We start from the raw sequence: 17,803 nt of genomic DNA on the forward strand, positions 1-17,803 counted from the left end.
TGCTGCACCCAGAATGGCCCCAGTATTCAATTTCTTATGGAAGCATCATTCCCGCCAGAGAATAAAATTGATTTCTACAGGCACTGAGGCATCCGCATGATATGGTATCACTCTCGGAGTGTAGTCTTGTGCAGATCGCCCTTTTGATACAACTGCATGATATTGATAGCCGATAACAGACCCTGATAGCCTCTCACCACGATCCATGGTGATGCGGACGGGATTCGAATCAGGTGACAGCGGGTCAGCATACAATTCAACCCTAACTGCTGACGGATGCACCTCACCCAGATAGACTTCAACGAGAAACAAGTTTCGCACGGAAGACTCCTCGACAGTGCATTGCCCAAAACGCAGCTGCTGCCAGTGACTAAGAAGAGTAAGATGCCACTCATCCAGGGCGGTTGCAAGACTACCATTGTCTGCGGCCCTCCGTTGATACGCCGCTGCTGCCGGCACATAGTAATCGCTGGTGTACTCTCGCACCATCCGATTGCAGGAAAATAGTGGCGTCAGTCGTGCCATGCTATGCCGCATTCTGGTCACCCATGCCGTGGGAATGCCGCGTTCGTCGCGGGTGTAGAATGCCGGTACCACTTCCTCCTCCAGCAGCATATACAATTCTTCAGCCTCTTTGGCATCCCAGGCGGGATCGTGATCGTGCTCCTTTCCATCACCAAGTGACCAACCTACTCCAGGTTCATAGGCCTCGGCCCACCAGCCATCAAGTTCGGACAAGTTGAGCCCTCCGTTAACCAGCACCTTCATTCCACTGGTACCGCAGGCTTCCCAGGGCCGGCGAGGTGTATTCAACCACAGATCAACACCCTGGACCAGTTCAGCAGCAAGGCCCATATCATAATCCTCAAGGAAAACTCCATGCTCACGCACTTCCGGTCGGCGCAAATACTCACTCCATTCGCGGACCAGCCTTTTTCCTTCTTCATCCTGAGGATGTGCCTTACCGGCAATAATAAGCTGAACAGGATGCTGTGGGTGCGTGAGTAGGTGGGTCAATCGTTCCGGGTCGGTAAGTAGCAACCCTGGTCTCTTGTAACTGGCAAAGCGGCGAGCGAAGCCGATTGTCAGCACATGCGGATCAAGCGTCTCACGGCATTGCCGAAGATCTTTTTCAGACAGGCGGCAAGCTTCCTGCTGGCAAATTAGACGACGGCGCACCGCTGTAATGAGCGGTTGGCGTGCCTCATTGCGCATAGTCCACAATTTTTCATCGTCAACGTTTTTCAAGGCATACTCGACGGTTTCCAGGGTGCTGAACCAGCTGCCCTTGCCGCACCGTTCAGTCCAGAGCGTATCGGCAGCCGCAGAATCCCACGATGGCACGTGCACACCGTTTGTGACATGTCCTATGGGGATTTCCTGTTGGGGCCAACGGGGAAAGAGGGGACGAAAAATTTGACGGCTCACCTCTCCGTGCAAGCGACTGACGCCGTTTGTCCTACCGCAGCCCCGGAGTGCGAGATATGCCATGTTAAAGGAATCATGGTTCTCGGCCTCCCGTGAACATCCCAACGAGAGTAGAGCTTCCATGGATATGCCGAGCGTCTTCGTATATTCGGAAAAATATTGCGTCATAAGCCCTGGTGGGAAACGATCAAAACCTGCTGCTACGGGCGTATGGGTTGTAAATATATTGCCAGCCCTGGTTGCCTGAAAAGAAATACTGAATGAACGATCATGCTGATCCATAAACCGGCGGGCTCGCTCCAGCACGACGAAAGCGGCATGCCCTTCATTGAGATGACATACCGAAGGTGATATCTTCAGTGCGTCCAGCAACCGCCAGCCGCCGATACCCAAAACGATTTCCTGTCGCAGGCGCATTTCGGTTCCGCCACCATACAATTCACCGGTGATGCCACGGTCGCCCGGCGCATTGAGCAGATCGTTACTGTCGAGCAAATACAGAGGAACTCTTCCAACCTGCGCCAGCCAGCCACGTAAATGCAGTGTCCGGCCGGGCAGTTCGACACTGACCCGTAGCCATTCGCCATCCGGGCCCTGGAGAGGGAGCACCGGCAGCATGGTGGGATTGTTGAACGGAAAAAATGCCAGCTGTACCCCATTGGTGTCAAGCGCCTGACGAAAATACCCCTGCTGATAGAGCAGTCCAATACCCACCACGGGAATACCCAGATCACTTGCAGTCTTGAGGAAATCCCCTGCGAGCACACCCAAACCGCCCGAATAGATGGGCAGTGCATCACTTAAACCGAATTCCATGCTGAAGTAGACCACAGATCCCAGGCGATCACTTCCATACCTCTCATCATACCATGTGGGCTGTCTCATATACGCCTGTCGATACGCCAGCTGGTTCCGAAGTTCCTCCATAAAGGCTGGATCGGCAGCCAACGTTTCCAACCGCATTCTCGAAACACTTTCCAGAATCAGCCATGGATCTTCCGTACCTTCCCAGATCTCCGGATCAATTGCCCGCCATAGAACATCGGCACAATGATTCCAGTTCCATCGCAGATCCAGCGCCAAGTCCGTCAGCCCTTTAAGCGAAGCTGGTAGAGACCGGGGCAGGTATCGTTCGGGGTTCATGGTCCGCCTCCTTCAGTCAGTTTGAATACTCCAGTTATCATCTCATAGTCTTTCAAAAAGCTAGTTTTCAGTTTCTGGATCCGCATCCGTTTACGGTTAGCTGGATTACTTGTAGTTTGTCCTGAGTGACATTCAAGGCAGCTCTTGCTCTCTCAGCACTTGACTACCTATATGGATTTATAACCAATACCGGGCATGGAGCCTTTCTGAGAAATTGTTCGGAGATACTGCCGAGAACAATTTCACCCTGTGTCTGTTGGCCATGGGTCCCGACAATGATCATATCGGCCTTCTGGCTCTCTGCATGGGTGAGAATTTCACTGACAATATCACCAGCTACCACAATTATGTGATATTTTCGGCATTCACGGGCAGCATTAATGATGCCCTTCAAAAGTGGAGATGACATCTTGAAGGGAATCCTGCAATGCTTTCCAGGTATCCTCAACCCCTTCCATAATTTGCTCCGACACACTGTCCTGAGTCCGATTCAATTCGAGCAACCGCTGCTTTGCTTCTTCAATTCTCTGTTCCAGCAAATCAATACGTCCGACATTTTCGGATCAAACACTACCTGCTACGCTTTTGATGTTAGCTTTGAACTCAGCAAGTTTGACTTGTGCCAGTTCAACATCGTTTTTAAGCTTTTCCTGTAATTTTTTTTTATCACTCATTGTATTCTCCTCAAATAAAGAAAGGTGAGACGATCGTATGCGTTCAGCAGCACCCCATCTTCGCACGATCAGGCTGTCGTGCAGAGGACTCATCTGAATACTCATGGCAGAACCTGTCTTCCACATGAGATGCAGCAGAAGTGTACCTATAATCTTAGTTCAGCAATTCCCATGCTAAGTGCCCGATACCAGCTCTCTCTACACCCCATCACTCTGCATTTTTAGTATAATTCACTTATGCCGCCTCCTCTGAATGTGTGTCGTCACCCACAGGCTAAAGGTCATATTTAACCACTTGGGCAAATATGACCTTTAGACCCTCACTGTCGATGCAGCCATTCCCATTTTATTGGAGCATCTTGTATGCGACGCAATGCTTAGTGCTCACTGTTGTGCTTCACTTCAAGCTCTCGCAAAGGGAATAAAATATGCGAAAAGCTGACAATGTCATGGCTGTCCTGTAATGCTTCAGTTGGAAATGGAGAATCCATTGTTTTGAGTTGGTTGGCCATCCTGATAGCTGGACAAGAGAGTTTATATGATCTTACGTTATCGGCTTGTAAACGTTCAGCAGTGAACCGGCTGGGAAAAGCAAGTGCTTTTCCCAGGTCCTATTGATAGTTAGAATTCATTTCTTGTTACTCTACTTTAATCTCAATGGCTTTTTGCTTTACCTCCTCAGTCTTCAGAATCTGCAGGTTCAGCATGCCATCCTTGAACGAAGCCTTGATGTTCTTTTCATCGACATTGTCGGGCAAGGTAAAACTCCGGGTGAAGATTCCGAAAGATCGTTCGATTCGATGGATTTTTTTTCCTTTCTCCTCTATCTCCTGTTTTCTCTCCCCCCGAATCGTCAAGATACCATTGTCTACTGTAACCTTGACATCTTCTCTATTTACCTCGGGAATTTCTGCTTTGATTACGAATGCCTTATCGGTCTCAATGATGTCTACACGGGGAGCCCAATCCCCTGCAGCAATAACCTCTTGGCTTCCCGCTCGAGGTTGCCCTACAGCTCTCGTGTAGCGTTCGACCATATCCTCAATTTCTCGCCATGGATCCCATCGTACTATTGCCATAATGAACCTCCATATTTGCGGGCATTTGTTTTCCCAACTGGACGATTCCCGCATTCAGCCCATCAGGGGGTTACGTGGATTTCTCTGTGTTTCCAGAATGGTCAACATTTTCATTATCGCTTTTTCCGGCGCTGTTCGAGGATGGCTGCTCGGGAGATATGTTCGCCATTCCCGATGGGGCTACTGACAGCATCTTCCTCAGCTCCTCTCCCTGCACGCTTTCCTTTTCAAAAAGGATATGGGCCAGATCATTCAAGACACCCTGCGCTCTGAGAGAAGCTTCATTGATAATGTTGGCCAGGTCCGCCCCGACAAAACCCGGTGTGCGACCGGCGATTTTGCCGAGGTCGACATCGGGACCAAAAATCACATTTCTGGAATGGATCTTCAGGATGGCTTCACGTCCATGGATATCCGGTCGGTCGACCAGGACCTGCCGATCGAGTTCGTCCAAAACGATCCATAGCGTTCGAATAGCTCGCTTGAGTAAAGAGGTGTAGGCGACATCGAACCGGTATCCCGCCTCGCGCAAGGCAGCACCAGCCTTATGTGCCTCGGCGATTCCGGCTTCGGCAAGGTCTACGTCTTGCCAACCGGTAAAGCGGTTCTGCTGGTTCCAGTCACTTAACCCGTGCCGCAGGAGTACAAGTTTGTGCCTGCTCTCCATAATTGGCTCCCCTGATCCAGGAGATAAGAATTCAAGATTTTGGGATATTGAGCTTTCACTCTGTCAGTTGATCCTGGCCTGCATGCGAGTCATGTGTAGTCATATGCGTCCACCACGAACATGTTGTGCACCAGCATTCACTATCTGGGATATTGAATTTTTAGAGCCACCTTTTCGGCCTTTCGCAATTATTAAGCCGAAACCTGATTGGCGGACATGAATCGATGATTTCTAGTTGGGTAAATATCGTATTATCGGATAGATGCACTTTCGAGCAATGTTCGCTAATTACCCTTCGGCCTAATACACCACAGTCGTTAAAATTATATAGCCTCTTCTGTATGTTCTCAAAGAAAAATTCTGATTTCTAGGCTTTAATAAAAGTTGGCCATTGGGTGAAAACTCGACCAACAGCCCTGCTGCATTAGGACTGCTAAGACAGTTTGCTAAAGCTATTAGCTGCGTACGACCAAAGAGATGGGGGGCGCCGATCCGGACCATCTTCAAACAGTTTGAAGTAGACTCAAGCTTGAAAAGTGATGTATATCCCCTGCACAACAGGGTGTGTCTCGTTGGCTTTGGAGCAGTATCATCAGCTCGAACCACCCCGGAACGATTGAAGGAGATGGGGCAGCCATCCTCGATGGAGACAGCAATAGATTTATCCTGGCAATACATTGCCGTGGATTCTTCACCTCGGTTTACCTTGTTCCTGAATCTCTTCGAAGGGAAAATATCGGTCATGCCGTGGAAAGCTGGATGAGCAATGTCCTCTAAAATACTAGCCGCACAGAAGAAATACTCCGAGCTGCAACCTGGAAAGTGGAAGCTACTATGCTGGCATGGCCTGCAGAGAGGGAAGAAATATTGAAAGATAAACGTGCATGAAATACGTGCATAGAAGTGACATGAGAAATGTGCTTACATATAGCTGGTCACATCTCGAACCCTTGCTCGACCGGGCGGGATAGGAACCTCGTTGGGATGACCTAATACCACGACACAATAGACCATATGATAGTCAGGGGCCTGCAGCAATCGACGCAATCGGCGCTGATCAACCAACTCGCACTGATACATCACGCACGCTCCCAGGCCGAGAGCATGGGCAGCCAAAAGCATATTTTGTATGGCCATTCCCGCATCCAGCGCGGGAGCATTTTTTTCCCCATAAAAACGTTCATCTATGGCCACATAGATTTTTATGGGCGCTTTTTGCAGCAGACTCTCATTGCTGCTATCTCCCTCGATGATGGCCACCGGAATGTTTTCCACCACATAAAAGTGATACGGCATTTTATGGAAAGCACTTGGGGCGTAGAGGGCGGACTCTATTATTTTTTCTATATCGGCTCGCAGTACCGGCTGTTTTTTCCAGAATCGTATTGAACGTCTATTTCGAATTACGGCAAATATGCCCTGTTCATATTCTTCATAGTGACCAGCAACGGTGCTTTTCGGCAGAGTAATGTATTTGCCGTCCTTTGAACACCAGAGCGTATAGCGCTTGAGCATCTTCTTTGCCCAGCCGATATCAGGCCCCGCAGGATAGTCATTTTCCACCCAGGCATTCAGCAGTATTTTTAGAGAGGCATACGCGTCCCGCCCCCCATCTTTATCATCACACTTGGTTGCCATATCGATGGCATGTGCTTCACTGCGAATAAACTGGCTCAACTGGTCTTTGTCCATGGCTGTCGCTTCACTTGGGGATCCGGGCAGGCGTCCCCCTCCTGCTCCCTCCTTTCAAGAGATTCGCTCCCGGGAACCCTGCAATCAGACTGCATCACACCAACCTGCCACAATCGTATTTTATCATTGCAATACAATTACATAGATCATAACAGCAGTGTAGCACACTTTACAGCCAGCGGGACTTCTTTTTTTATCGACAACACGTTTTCCCTTGAAGAAGTTGAGCAAACAGTGCTAGGAGTCTGTCGGACTAAGCCCTTTTCGGCCAACTCATCGTTATCGAAGAAAAATCAATGCTCGCAGATAAGCGAACGAAGTGAGACTTCGATATCAATAATATGGCTCCGCTTAATTTTCCTTCGATGCCTCGATTTGAGTGAAAATCGCAATAGTCCGACAGGCTCCCAGGATGCCGCCTGATTCCCCTACCTACAGAAAGGATTGATTTATGAAACAGATAGACAGTAGATTTATTTTCGCAGCTCCATTTATTTTAGGTGCTGCCATGGCCACCAATGTTGATGCGGCAGGATTTCAACTCAGCGAACACTCTGCTAACGGCCTGGGACGTGCCTATGCCGGCGAAGCAGCAACTGTGGAAAACAGCAGTGTGATTTTCAGAAATCCCGCAGCTATGAGCTATTTTGATCGTACTGCCATCTCGGTCGGTGCCGTCTACATCAAGCCCGCAATTAACATCGACGGGGACTCTGCAATTTACGGGTCTGCCCATCAGAATGACGCAGCCAATGGCGGCTTGTTGCCCAACCTCTCAGTGGTGCATCCCCTGAAAAATGATTGGTGGGTCGGTATTTCCTTGGGCTCGAACTTTAATACAGGTGTGGAATATGACTCCGACTTCACAGGTTCTCATTTTGGGGATCTTGCTGAAATTACCACGGCAGACATAAACTTCAGCCTTGCCAGAAAGATCACCGACACTTTGAGTATCGGTGCGGGATTAAGCGCTATCTGGGGAGAAGGCAGAGTGAAAAGTTCATTGCCACTATCCCTTGGTGGGGCGACTCTTCTCGACCTGGAGGGCGATGACTGGACCTGGAACTGGAACATCGGCGCCATGTGGCAGATTAACCGGGACAACCGACTTGGAATTACCTACAAGCATCACGCGACGTTAGATCTGGAAGGAACGGCTATTTCCGAGGTAGGTTTGCCCTCGGGTAACGGTAAGCTACCGCTTGAACTACCCGCAATGGTTGAGGTTGCAAGTTTTCACCAACTTACTGACAGGCTCGCCCTGCACTTTGGTATCAACTGGTCGAGCTGGTCCCGTTTCGAATCTCTCACCGCAGATATCGAAGGTAGCATCGTTGAAGTCAAGCGGGAAGACTGGCAGGATACGTTTAAGTTCAGTGTTGGCACTACCTATCAACTTAATGAAGCCATCATGCTGCGTGCCGGTTTCGCGTATGATCAGCCAGCCGCAGATGAAGAACACCGTACCATCACCATTCCCGATTCAGACAGGTTCTGGTATAGCGCAGGAATCGGTTACGCCATCAGCACCAATAGCGTAATCGATCTCGGTCTAACCTATATTCATTTCCTGGGTACTGATATCCACGAGTCATTCACTCCGCCAACGGGAAGCGGGCTTCCTGCCGATGACTTGGACGTCAGTGCCAGCGGGCATGCCTGATCTTGCAACAATAAAGTGGAACCCTAGTTAAGCCGTTTTGTCCCTATCCCACCACTCCTGCTCAAAAAGAGCTGGTGCTTTGTAACCGTTCGTCGAGTGCTTCCTCTGACGATTAAAATAGACCTCTATATAGTTGAACAGTGAATGCTCGGCTTCCAATTTGTCGCGAAATTTCACGTGATGAGTCAGCTGTGTCTTCAAAGAGGCAAAGAAGGATTCAGCGACTGCATTGACGCTCCTATGTCAAGAGGTCAAGGCGGCATCTTCCAAATCAGCCAAAATTAATGGGTACAATTCTCTGACAATATAACGTTTCAAACAACGATGTATCTCTTTCACGGATTTTCCTTCTGCAGTTCTACGAGCGACATAAACCTGGGTGCGTGGATCACTCCTCATGCGTACCATGGCGATCGTCCAGAGAGCATTGTTTGCAGCTCGGTTACCACCTCTATTCAGGCGGTGACGGACTGTTTTCCCAGAAGATGCTTCCAAAGGGTTAACACCGCACAACGATGCAAGTGCTGATTCACTTCGTAAACGTTCAGGATTATCGCCGGCTACAGATAGCAATATGGCAGCTGTTTGAGGCCCGACACCAAACTGCTTACGCACCCGCGTAGCTGCTTTTGCAGTCAATTGTTCCAGATCTTTGTCTAATAACTTCAGTTCTTCTGTCAAGTATAACCAGCGCTTAGCAAGGAGGCGAAGTGTTGTTGCCAAGGTTTTCGACCAGTTTGTTTCACCCAAAGAACGAAGGCGTGCACAGCATTTCGCACACTCGGCAGCATTTGATTTCCATAATCTTGATCTTATTTCATCTGGCGCAGAAATTAACAAGCCTCTTAGCTGGTTGATTGTCTGTGTCCTGGATTTAACCGTGCTACGTCGAGCAACTGAAATAATACGCATTGCTTCTGCTGCACCTGACTGTGATTTTGGAACTGCACAGTCGGTACCTGATAAAACGGTGCGGGCTGCACTCTCAGCATCTGTTGGATCAGATTTTCCACGAAATCGGCGCATTGAACGATCTGGTCGATTAATTTCCAGAACTAAAACATCCTCCGCAGCAAGATACCTGGCCAGGCCCGCACCATAAGTTCCAGTACCTTCAATCCCCGCTCTTTGCAGGTCTCCAAAAGATCGAGCCCATTTAGCTAATTGTTTATATCCTTTTGAATTAGCTGTAACTGATAAATGACCTAAAAGTTTGCCTACGCTATCAATGACGACTCCAATGTGCTGGTCCAAGTGGGTATCAACACCAAGGATTACCTCACGTGTCAGTTGGCTGCTCATCGACTACCTCCTAAAAGTTTAGTAGGTATCACCAGCCCGGATTACAGGACAGGACACTCAAGATGCAGGACAAAGCTCCTATTAGGTCACAAGCAATCGGCCCAGTGATGCATGGGGAACGCCAGGGCCAGCCGACAGGTCAACGCAAAGGCAATAGAGCCAATCCCAGCACGGGTCAGGCTAGCCTGACATTCAATACCACTATAACTGAGTATCCCAACAATTTCCCTTGCGACTCATGCTTTGAATATATCCATTCTGTGTTAGTACAGCCCTGAAACTGGAACTTGCATACTGAATGCCACGATCACTATGGATCATCAAACCTGGTGCAGGCCTGCGCCTCATTATTGCTTTTTTAAGTGCATATATTGCAGATTTACTCTCCAGGGAATCGCTCAGATCCCAGCCAACAATCGCGCGAGAGAATAGATCAATAAACACTGTGAGATAATGCCATTTTGCACCGACCTTGATGTAGGTGATATCGCTCACCCAGGCGGTGTTTGGAGCTGAAACTGAGAATTTACGATCGAGCAGATTCGACGCTACAGGTTGCTTATGTTTTGAATCGGTTGTTACTACGAATTTCTTTGTTGTTTTGCACCTCAACCCCATTTCTTTCATTAATCGCGCAACGCGAGGCCGACTAACGCTGGAAAATTCACGCTCATCTCGCAAGTCAGCGGTAACAAGCGGGCTGCCGACCATGCCTTTATGAGCGCTAAAGATTTCCTTCACGCGCTCTTTAATCCGTATATTTTCTCGTTTTCGCGTGGAGATAGGGGCTTTCTCCCAACGATAGAAACCACTCGGGGTAACTTCTAAAGCCTGGCACATCTTCTTCACCGGAAATGCTGAGCGGTTCTTTTCAATGAATCTATATTTCATTTCGGTGCTCTGCTGAAGATGGCCACAGCTTTTTTTAGGATATCTCGTTCCATCTCGGCATCCTTGAGCTTTTTCTCAAGGTCCCTGATTTTCTTTTCCTGCTCAGTCAGAGCCTCACGACCGTTCCCAGGGAAAGCTAGTTCTTCTTTGGCTCGAAACTCACGCCTCCACTTGTAGAGAAGGTCTTTAGAGATACCGAGACTGTCGGCTACATCTTGCACTGACCTGCCGGGATCATCGGTCAGCTGAACTGCATTGCGCTTGAAATCTGGATCGTATCTTCTTCTTTGAACACTCATATCTTCCTCCTGCCAATCTCTTTAATATTGGCTTATCTGAGTGTCCACTCTTTTATAGCAGGATCAGCCTGGTTGATTGGCGCGCAGTACAGTTATCAGTTCTAAGCGGTGTAATGAAAGGCCAGCAGACCTGAGAGGATACACCTCATACCCGGTCTGCTGGGCACTGCTTCACAATAGAAAAAAATTATTTTCTTCCCGCAGCCTGCGGAATATCAACCAGCATCCTGTTTTATATGACAGATTGATAACAGCAGCCTGGTTCTCATCTCATTTCCCCTCTAAACGACTCACCAACGAAAGCTATAGACATTGATTTTACAGGCCAAATCTGAGACGATACTGTTACTCTTTGAAGTCAATTACCTTGGCTTAAATACGAGCACAGGATCATAACGTTTCAGGGGTGTATCCATCCCCTGCCCACGGAGGAGGGAGCGACAATGACCAGGCGGCTCAGAAAGCATTTTTTGTCGGCAACTCTGCTGGCACTCGTAATGGTTTGCGGATGCGCCACCACGGAAGGCTATAAGGACGTGGTGAACGCCTGGGTGGGGCAGCCGGAACTGGAACTCACCCAAACCTGGGGACCGCCCCAACGAACCTACGAAACGGAAGAATCAAAATTTCTCGTTTACTATTTTCAACGGGATATATACTTTCCCGGCTCACCCACCACCTACCAGAACTATTTTGATGAGAGCGGCACTGCCTTCCGCCAATCTTATGGTGGTGTACCGGACCGCACTCAAACCTATAGCTGCGAAACATTATTCGAGGTTATCGACGGGATTATAGTGTCGTGGAGTTTCCGGGGAAACGACTGTATTGCCGAGGAGCAGGAGTAGTCACGATATTTCGAAAGCAATCAATCCGCAATTATTTGAATTAATAGAGTTAAGAGACCAATCAAACCAGTAGATTCTCGCCCCAGTTCTCCTGCCTGGCTATTGTGACTTTCTGAAACATATTGGTCAGTAAATCGATAAGCATTAACTCTCCTGAAAGCGGAGTACCCACACCAGTAATAAGCTTGATCGTTTCTGAACCCTGCAAGTTGGCAACAATTCCCGGCAACACCCCCATCACCCCTTGCGGCTGGGTTGCATTTTTTACCAACTCGCTATACGGGTACAGGCAGCGATACGAAGGCCCCCCCTGGAAATTAAAGACGCTTACCTGACCACTATACTCACGGATAGCACCATAAACATACACTTTGCCGAGCCTGACACAGGCATCATTTATCAGATACCTGGTGAAGAGATTGTCACAGCCGTCCACTATAATATTGTAATCTTGAACTAACTCCAGAGCGTTCTCTTCGAGGAGTCTGCATTCATTCGCCCTGATGGTGATATGCGGATTGAGTGCCTGCAGCTTTTCTCTGGCAACGTTCACCTTGGAGTGGCCGACATCTTCTGACGAATAGAGTACCTGCCGTTGCAGGTTCGAGACTGAGACCAGATCATCGTCTACCAGCCCGAGCGTGCCAACCCCTGCCGCTGCCAGGTATAGAGACAGCGGCGAACCGAGGCCCCCTACTCCCACAATGAGCACCCTGGCCTTTTTCAACTTCTGCTGACCGGCTTCACCGACGCCATCCAGGATAATATGACGGGCATATCTCTCTTTTTCCTGCTCCGACAATATCATTCCTTCTCCTCTGCACCAGCTGTCATTATGCTATCCCAATCTTTCCAGACCGGCTCATACCCCTGGGCTCGAATCATCTCTGCGACCTCTGCCGGGCTCCTGTCATCATCTATGGTAAACTGCTCCAGCTCACCGCCGGGATTGGCATAACCACCGGGCTCGGTGCTCGAACCCGCACTGAATGAGGTAGCCCCCAGCCGAACCACATTATCACGAAACCTTCTTCCCTCACGGGTGGAAATAGATATTTCCATCTCAGGGGCAAAGAGCCGGTATGCACAGATCAACTGGACCATCTGCCTGTCATTGATAGGATGATTTGCTTCGTAACCGCCAGCATGCGGCTGCAACCGGGGCAGGGAAATAGAGTACCGGGTTCGCCAGTACGTCTTCTCCAGATAATGTAGATGCATGGCTGTAAAAAAGGAATCGGTGCGCCAATCCTCCAGCCCGAGAAGACAGGCCAAACCAATTTTGTGAATCCTGGCCCTGCCGAGCCTGTCGGGAGTTTCCAGCCTGTAACGAAAGTCCGCCTTACTGCCGAAAGGGTGATATTCGCCGTATTTTTCCCGGTTGTATGTCTCCTGGTAGATACAGACAAAATTCAGACCTGCTGCTGCCAGCTTTTCATATTCGTGCTGCTGAAGCGGCTGCACTTCAATTGCCAACTGGGAAAAATCATCACCAATTTCCCTGAGCACTTTAAGAAAATAATCGGCGTCCGCAACCTGGGGCGCCTCGCCACTGACCAGCAGAATATGGGAATATCCAAGCTTCTTTATCGCCTCGATTTCCTGTCTTATTTCCTCCATATTCAATTTCTTTCTACCTATGGCGGTCTTGCAATTGAAACCACAGTAGACACAACCGTTAGTACAGTAGTTGGAAAGATAGAGCGGAATATAGAGCTGGATGGTTTTACCAAATCTTTTCTGGGTAAGCTGCATCGAGCGCTGGGCCATCTCTTCGAGAAATGGCGCAGCCGCAGGGGAGATCAGAGCCTTAAAATCATCAAGCCCAAGACGTTCTTTGGCCAGGGCTCCCCGCACATCACTTTCCGTTTTAGCAACAATTGAATCGCTGGTTGCCTGCCAGTCATGGCGGATTAATTCATCATAAAAACTCATAACACCCCCTTACTCATTATCAAGAAAGGCAGTTAAGGGGCTGCTCGCCTCGGCATTGTCGCGTACCTCTGCCAGTCTCGCTTCATATGCCATACGACCGGCTTCAACCGCCATTTTAAAAGCTTGTCCCATCTGCACCGGGTTAAGTGAAACGGCAATTGCGGTATTGACCAATACAGCATCGGCACCAAGCTCCATTGCATACGCGGCATGGGATGGAGCCCCTATTCCCGCATCAACCACAACCGGCACCTGTGATTGCTCGATAATGATTTTCAACATCTCTGCAGTCTGGATACCTTTATTGGTGCCAATTGGTGCTCCTAGGGGCATAACAGTTGCCGCCCCGGCCTCTTCCAGCCTCTTGCAGAGAACAGGATCTGCCTGGATATATGGCATAACGATGAACCCCTGTTTTACCAACTCCTCGGTAGCCAGAAGCGTCTCAACCGGATCAGGCAGCAGGTATTTAGGGTCGGGGTGAATTTCTAGTTTCAGCCAATTGGTACCAAGTGCCTCTCTCGCCATCTGGGCCACAAAAACAGCCTCCCTGGCATTACGCACGCCAGAAGTATTTGGCAGCAACTGAAGCCTCGGATGATCGAGATGACGCAAAATATCATCATTGTTATCTGCCAGATCGACACGCTTCAGCGCCACCGTCACCAACTCACTCTCCGACGCGATGATGGCATTGCGCATCAGATTGTTTGAAGCGAATTTGCCGGTTCCCGTAAAAAGACGAGACTCAAATGTGCAATCTGCTATTTTCAAAGAACTTCCACTCACGATTCTTCTCCTGAGATATAGAGTAACCACGCATAATACGCATATATGATTTTGGGATTACAAAAAATGCTGCGTAAACTTATGAAACCTGTTGCCTGATGGCAGCTATCCTGCTCTGGGGATTTTCGGCATCAAGAATGAGTGATGAAATGGCAACACCATGGACACCTGAAGAAATAAGCGGTGCGATATCTTCAACCGCAATTCCGCCAATGGCGACAATTGGAGTTGTAATCCCCCGCCGCCGGCATTCCTGCATTATGGTCCGATACCCCTCAAGCCCAAGAGTCGGGCTCAGATTCTTTTTGGTTGAGGTAAATCGATACGGCCCGAGCCCGATATAATCGACGCCTTGCTTGTGTCTCAGCTCAATATCTGCAAAAGTATTGCATGTCCCGCCAATGATCGCCGAGCTACCGAGCAAATCCCTGGCCATTTGAGGCTCACCATCATCCAGGCCGAGATGAACGCCGTCGGCACCAAGTTCCGCAGCCAGCTCAATGTCGTCGTTGACCATAAATGTTGCCTTGAAACTCCGGCAAATCTCGGCCACCTCCTTACCTACTGAAAGCTTCTCATCCCGATCGGCATCTTTAAAACGAAACTGCAACCAATCTATCCCTGCGCGACAAACGACCTCCGCTTGCTCCACAAGACTGGAATCAGGGCGTGGGTCTGTAATAAACTGAATTTTTCCAGCAATCATAATAATTCTATTTTTATAAGAAATTTAAGGTACTCTAATCATAGCGACCAGACAGAATCGTGGCTCAGATTCGGTCGGCAATCTTCTGCAAATTTCGAAAAGCACTTACCCGCTCGACCACTCCTTCATGCTGCCAGATAGTGCCAAGAGCGGCAGCACCCCAGCAAATACTGGAGGAAAGTTCAGGAAGCTTTTGTGCAGTTATACCCCCCAGGGCAACCAGTCTTCTGCCGGAACTGTTCGTACAGTTGTGCAGTTCATCAACAGAAACTGCCGACAAATACCCCTGCTTGGACACCGAATCAAAAACCGGGCTGATAAAGAGATATTCATAGATACCGGCCAAACACTCGACTTCTTCTATGGAATGGCAGGACCTGCTGCGACTGTAAGCAGGCGTGGTGCTACACGGATGAATCGATCTGGAGGGAAGATGAGCTCCGCGAAGCTGGTATTTTTCCAACAAATCATAATTGGAATGGATCATTATCCTGGGGTGGTGAGCCGGATCAATCCCATCCAGCAACTCAGCCATCTGAAGATTACTCCACCCAGGTTTACGCAGGTGTAAAATCTCAAGACCTGCTGAAAATAATGCGTTAATTGTCTCTGTCTCCGCACCATCAAAACCGGGAGTGGAAATAACCAGCAGTTTCATCTCAGCCCCCCTGAGTCGCCATAACAAGCATTACCACATCGCCGTCAGACAGCACATGGACTGGCCAATTATTCTTGGGGATAACTGCATAGTTGACGGCTACAGCGAGACCTTCTTCCGTCATATTCAGCAAATGCAGAGCATCCTTTACGGTGGCCTCTTCGGCCAGCGCATACTTCTGATCATTAATTACAACGTGCATGATTTACTCTTATTCATTGTGCTGAATGTTAATAGCTTACAAACTTTGCCGCAAAAGGCGAAAAACAGAGACCAACACAATTCAAATCGAGGGGGGGGGAGGAGGTGGAGAAAAACAATGATTCCCTACGCCGGCATTACCCGGATCAGGTTAAGGGTATAATCTCAGCTCGTAATCCACGGGCACCCCTGTTCTTTGAAATGTAGCTTGTTTATTACTGTATAGAGCAAAAGAAAGCTCGAAAAAAACTGACACAAATTGATGAGCGAAATTGGACTGGCTTACAATTATTTGTTTCAACAAACTTAAAATTTTAACCCAAAATGGGCCATGGATATGGATCCATGGCCCCTCCAACTCTCTCTGAATTGTAACGCATAAAATTTTCTAAATTATAACTACAAAGAAAAACAGGCCCTTTATCATAACATTGATTAAGAGCCTGTATATACATCAAAATGTTTTCTGATTACCCCTGAGAACCAGCAACCACTGGCCGGGAGTGAGGCGTGGGGCATCACATTGATGTGTGAATGAACCGGCAACTACGACAAGCTATTTTTTTATCATTCGATACCCTAAAAGTAATAAAACGGCACCACCAGTAGCTATGAGCAAGCTGGAGAAGTTGAAACCGGTTACGGTGCCGAAGCCAAGCCTGGTTGAAATGAAGCCACCCACAAAGGCACCTACAATTCCGATAATAATTGTTACGATAAAGCCACCGGGATCAGCCCCCGGCATAATAAATTTCGCTAACAAGCCCACAACCAGGCCAAGGAAAACCCAAGAGAGAATACCCATATCCTGCCTCCATAATTTAGCACCACTTTCATTTGAAATGACTTCTCGAAATAGATGTAGAGGACTCACGTCTCGACAAGTCCCATCTTGCTATTATCACGAAAGAGCAAAAGCTTGCCCACATAGCCTAACATTAAAAACGCTTTCACTCATGTCCAGCAGGCATTTGTCATACCCCAGTGGCAGAATCGGCCAGTGCACATTTGATAAAACACTGCAATTCCCTGCCACCAGCCTATATCGAGAAATAATACTATGAGATTGCTATATTACATAACCTAGAGCCACTCCGGAGGAGGAGTAACACCGGTAATGATGCAGTAAAGAAAAATTATTTCAACGGGCCTTTTTTACCGAGTCATGTCTTCAATTGCCAGAAACCAGCTTTGGCTCCGGGTGTCTCACACTTCGAATCTGACGGTATGACACCAATGGGCCCAATTTCGATTATCCAGAGCCTTTCTAATAATAGACCCTTAATACATGCCACGAACCACACCACATTTTCGACCTGTCGTGCGATACCTCTCTTGATATTTTTCAGATTAGCTCTGAAGCTCAGCAAAAGCTGGTCAGGAGTTAGGCGTGAGATGGCAGGCGATTACACCGTGAACATTGAATTCAATCTGTTCTTCACTTCATACGCTGAATGTTACATCGTAAAATCGTTGCAACCAAAGATGGCGGTGATGTAGTCCTTCCTCCCCCCCTTTCATCTCCCATCACAAATCGTAATCTGAGGTTCAATCGCAATATAATTTTTTTTTAAAATTTTTCCGTCACTTACACAACCATCAAACCACCTGCAATTCGAGGCAATTCAAGCGATAGTTGCCTAACAACTTAAATCCGTTTAACAAGTAGGCCGTATTTTACATTGACACTACATCAATTTGTTATAAATATAACTACACCTAACTATTATCAAGAGCATCTACGACTATTTACACGAACTACAATATAAAGAGAGCATTATCCGCCAAAACCTCCATTGCTCTTGCACCCCCAAAGACCTTAAAAGGA

16 protein-coding genes, 2 pseudogenes and 1 riboswitch are annotated in these 17,803 nt (G+C 48.3%); of the genes and pseudogenes, 3 read left to right on the forward strand and 15 right to left on the reverse strand.

The annotated features are described in order from the left end of the window. Window positions 1-45: 45 nt before the first annotated feature. The 4 genes from glgP to FCL45_RS25050 all read right to left on the reverse strand — a co-directional run bounded on the left by glgP (window position 46) and on the right by FCL45_RS25050 (window position 4,991). Entirely contained in the window at window positions 46-2,571 is a 2,526-nt protein-coding gene (gene glgP, locus FCL45_RS21375) for an alpha-glucan family phosphorylase (protein WP_176360081.1), read from the reverse strand. Between the two features lie 163 nt (window positions 2,572-2,734). After that, window positions 2,735-2,980 carry a universal stress protein gene (locus tag FCL45_RS21380; RefSeq protein ID WP_136800036.1) on the reverse strand — a complete coding sequence of 82 codons (246 nt, stop codon included), beginning with the start codon at window positions 2,978-2,980 and terminating at the stop codon, window positions 2,735-2,737. A 903-nt stretch (window positions 2,981-3,883) separates the two neighbouring features. After that, window positions 3,884-4,324, reverse strand: coding sequence for an Hsp20/alpha crystallin family protein (locus FCL45_RS21385; protein WP_073616346.1), 441 nt, complete (start codon window positions 4,322-4,324; stop codon window positions 3,884-3,886). A 70-nt stretch (window positions 4,325-4,394) separates the two neighbouring features. Then, window positions 4,395-4,991 (reverse strand): 2,3-bisphosphoglycerate-dependent phosphoglycerate mutase, encoded by a 597-nt coding sequence (locus FCL45_RS25050; protein ID WP_176360019.1) that lies wholly within the window; start codon window positions 4,989-4,991, stop codon window positions 4,395-4,397. Window positions 4,992-5,555: 564 nt separating this feature from the next. On the opposite strand from FCL45_RS25050, the gene FCL45_RS21395 reads away from it, so the two are divergent. After that, window positions 5,556-5,768: a hypothetical protein gene (locus FCL45_RS21395; protein ID WP_176360082.1), complete on the forward strand. Its 213-nt coding sequence runs from the start codon at window positions 5,556-5,558 to the stop codon at window positions 5,766-5,768. A 144-nt stretch (window positions 5,769-5,912) separates the two neighbouring features. Here the strand turns inward: FCL45_RS21395 and FCL45_RS21400 are convergent, their stop codons facing one another. After that, window positions 5,913-6,683 (reverse strand): nitroreductase family protein, encoded by a 771-nt coding sequence (locus FCL45_RS21400; RefSeq protein ID WP_136800028.1) that lies wholly within the window; start codon window positions 6,681-6,683, stop codon window positions 5,913-5,915. Window positions 6,684-7,134: 451 nt separating this feature from the next. On the opposite strand from FCL45_RS21400, the gene FCL45_RS21405 reads away from it, so the two are divergent. Continuing rightward, window positions 7,135-8,346, forward strand: coding sequence for an OmpP1/FadL family transporter (locus FCL45_RS21405; protein WP_136800029.1), 1,212 nt, complete (start codon window positions 7,135-7,137; stop codon window positions 8,344-8,346). 27 nt (window positions 8,347-8,373) lie between these two features. On the opposite strand, the pseudogene FCL45_RS21410 reads toward FCL45_RS21405, so the two are convergent. The 3 genes and pseudogenes from FCL45_RS21410 to FCL45_RS21420 all read right to left on the reverse strand — a co-directional run. Further along, a pseudogene (locus FCL45_RS21410) lies at window positions 8,374-8,577 on the reverse strand (IS3 family transposase); the annotation flags it as partial. Window positions 8,578-8,589: 12 nt separating this feature from the next. Then, complete coding sequence (locus tag FCL45_RS21415) at window positions 8,590-9,648, reverse strand: IS110 family RNA-guided transposase (RefSeq protein WP_136800040.1); 1,059 nt, start codon at window positions 9,646-9,648, stop codon at window positions 8,590-8,592. Window positions 9,649-9,861: 213 nt separating this feature from the next. After that, window positions 9,862-10,838, reverse strand: a pseudogene (locus FCL45_RS21420) (IS3 family transposase); the annotation flags it as partial. Between the two features lie 443 nt (window positions 10,839-11,281). Between FCL45_RS21420 and FCL45_RS21430 the strand changes: the two are divergent. After that, on the forward strand, window positions 11,282-11,686 hold the full coding sequence (locus tag FCL45_RS21430; RefSeq protein WP_136799706.1) for a hypothetical protein: 405 nt from the start codon (window positions 11,282-11,284) through the stop codon (window positions 11,684-11,686). A gap of 61 nt (window positions 11,687-11,747) precedes the next feature. Here FCL45_RS21430 and FCL45_RS21435 read toward each other — a convergent pair whose 3' ends face one another. From FCL45_RS21435 to FCL45_RS21465, 7 genes are all read right to left on the reverse strand, one after another. After that, window positions 11,748-12,494 (reverse strand): HesA/MoeB/ThiF family protein, encoded by a 747-nt coding sequence (locus FCL45_RS21435; protein WP_136799707.1) that lies wholly within the window; start codon window positions 12,492-12,494, stop codon window positions 11,748-11,750. After that, complete coding sequence (thiH, locus tag FCL45_RS21440; RefSeq protein ID WP_136799708.1) at window positions 12,491-13,621, reverse strand: 2-iminoacetate synthase ThiH; 1,131 nt, start codon at window positions 13,619-13,621, stop codon at window positions 12,491-12,493. Before thiH ends, FCL45_RS21435 begins: the two co-directional genes overlap by 4 nt. Before the next feature lie 9 nt (window positions 13,622-13,630). Next, window positions 13,631-14,410, reverse strand: a complete 780-nt coding sequence (locus FCL45_RS21445; protein WP_136799709.1) for a thiazole synthase — start codon at window positions 14,408-14,410, stop codon at window positions 13,631-13,633. Window positions 14,411-14,489: 79 nt separating this feature from the next. Next, entirely contained in the window at window positions 14,490-15,116 is a 627-nt protein-coding gene (locus FCL45_RS21450) for a thiamine phosphate synthase (protein ID WP_136799710.1), read from the reverse strand. A gap of 64 nt (window positions 15,117-15,180) precedes the next feature. Then, window positions 15,181-15,774 carry a thiamine phosphate synthase gene (locus tag FCL45_RS21455; protein WP_136799711.1) on the reverse strand — a complete coding sequence of 198 codons (594 nt, stop codon included), beginning with the start codon at window positions 15,772-15,774 and terminating at the stop codon, window positions 15,181-15,183. Window position 15,775: 1 nt separating this feature from the next. Next, complete coding sequence (thiS, locus tag FCL45_RS21460; RefSeq protein WP_136799712.1) at window positions 15,776-15,976, reverse strand: sulfur carrier protein ThiS; 201 nt, start codon at window positions 15,974-15,976, stop codon at window positions 15,776-15,778. Between the two features lie 105 nt (window positions 15,977-16,081). Further along, window positions 16,082-16,176, reverse strand: a riboswitch (TPP riboswitch). Between the two features lie 355 nt (window positions 16,177-16,531). Beyond that, window positions 16,532-16,780, reverse strand: a complete 249-nt coding sequence (locus FCL45_RS21465; RefSeq protein WP_136799713.1) for a GlsB/YeaQ/YmgE family stress response membrane protein — start codon at window positions 16,778-16,780, stop codon at window positions 16,532-16,534. Window positions 16,781-17,803: the final 1,023 nt, after the last annotated feature.

Source organism: Desulfosediminicola ganghwensis (assembly GCF_005116675.2).
Classification (GTDB): Bacteria; Desulfobacterota; Desulfobulbia; order Desulfobulbales; family Desulfocapsaceae; genus Desulfopila; species Desulfopila ganghwensis.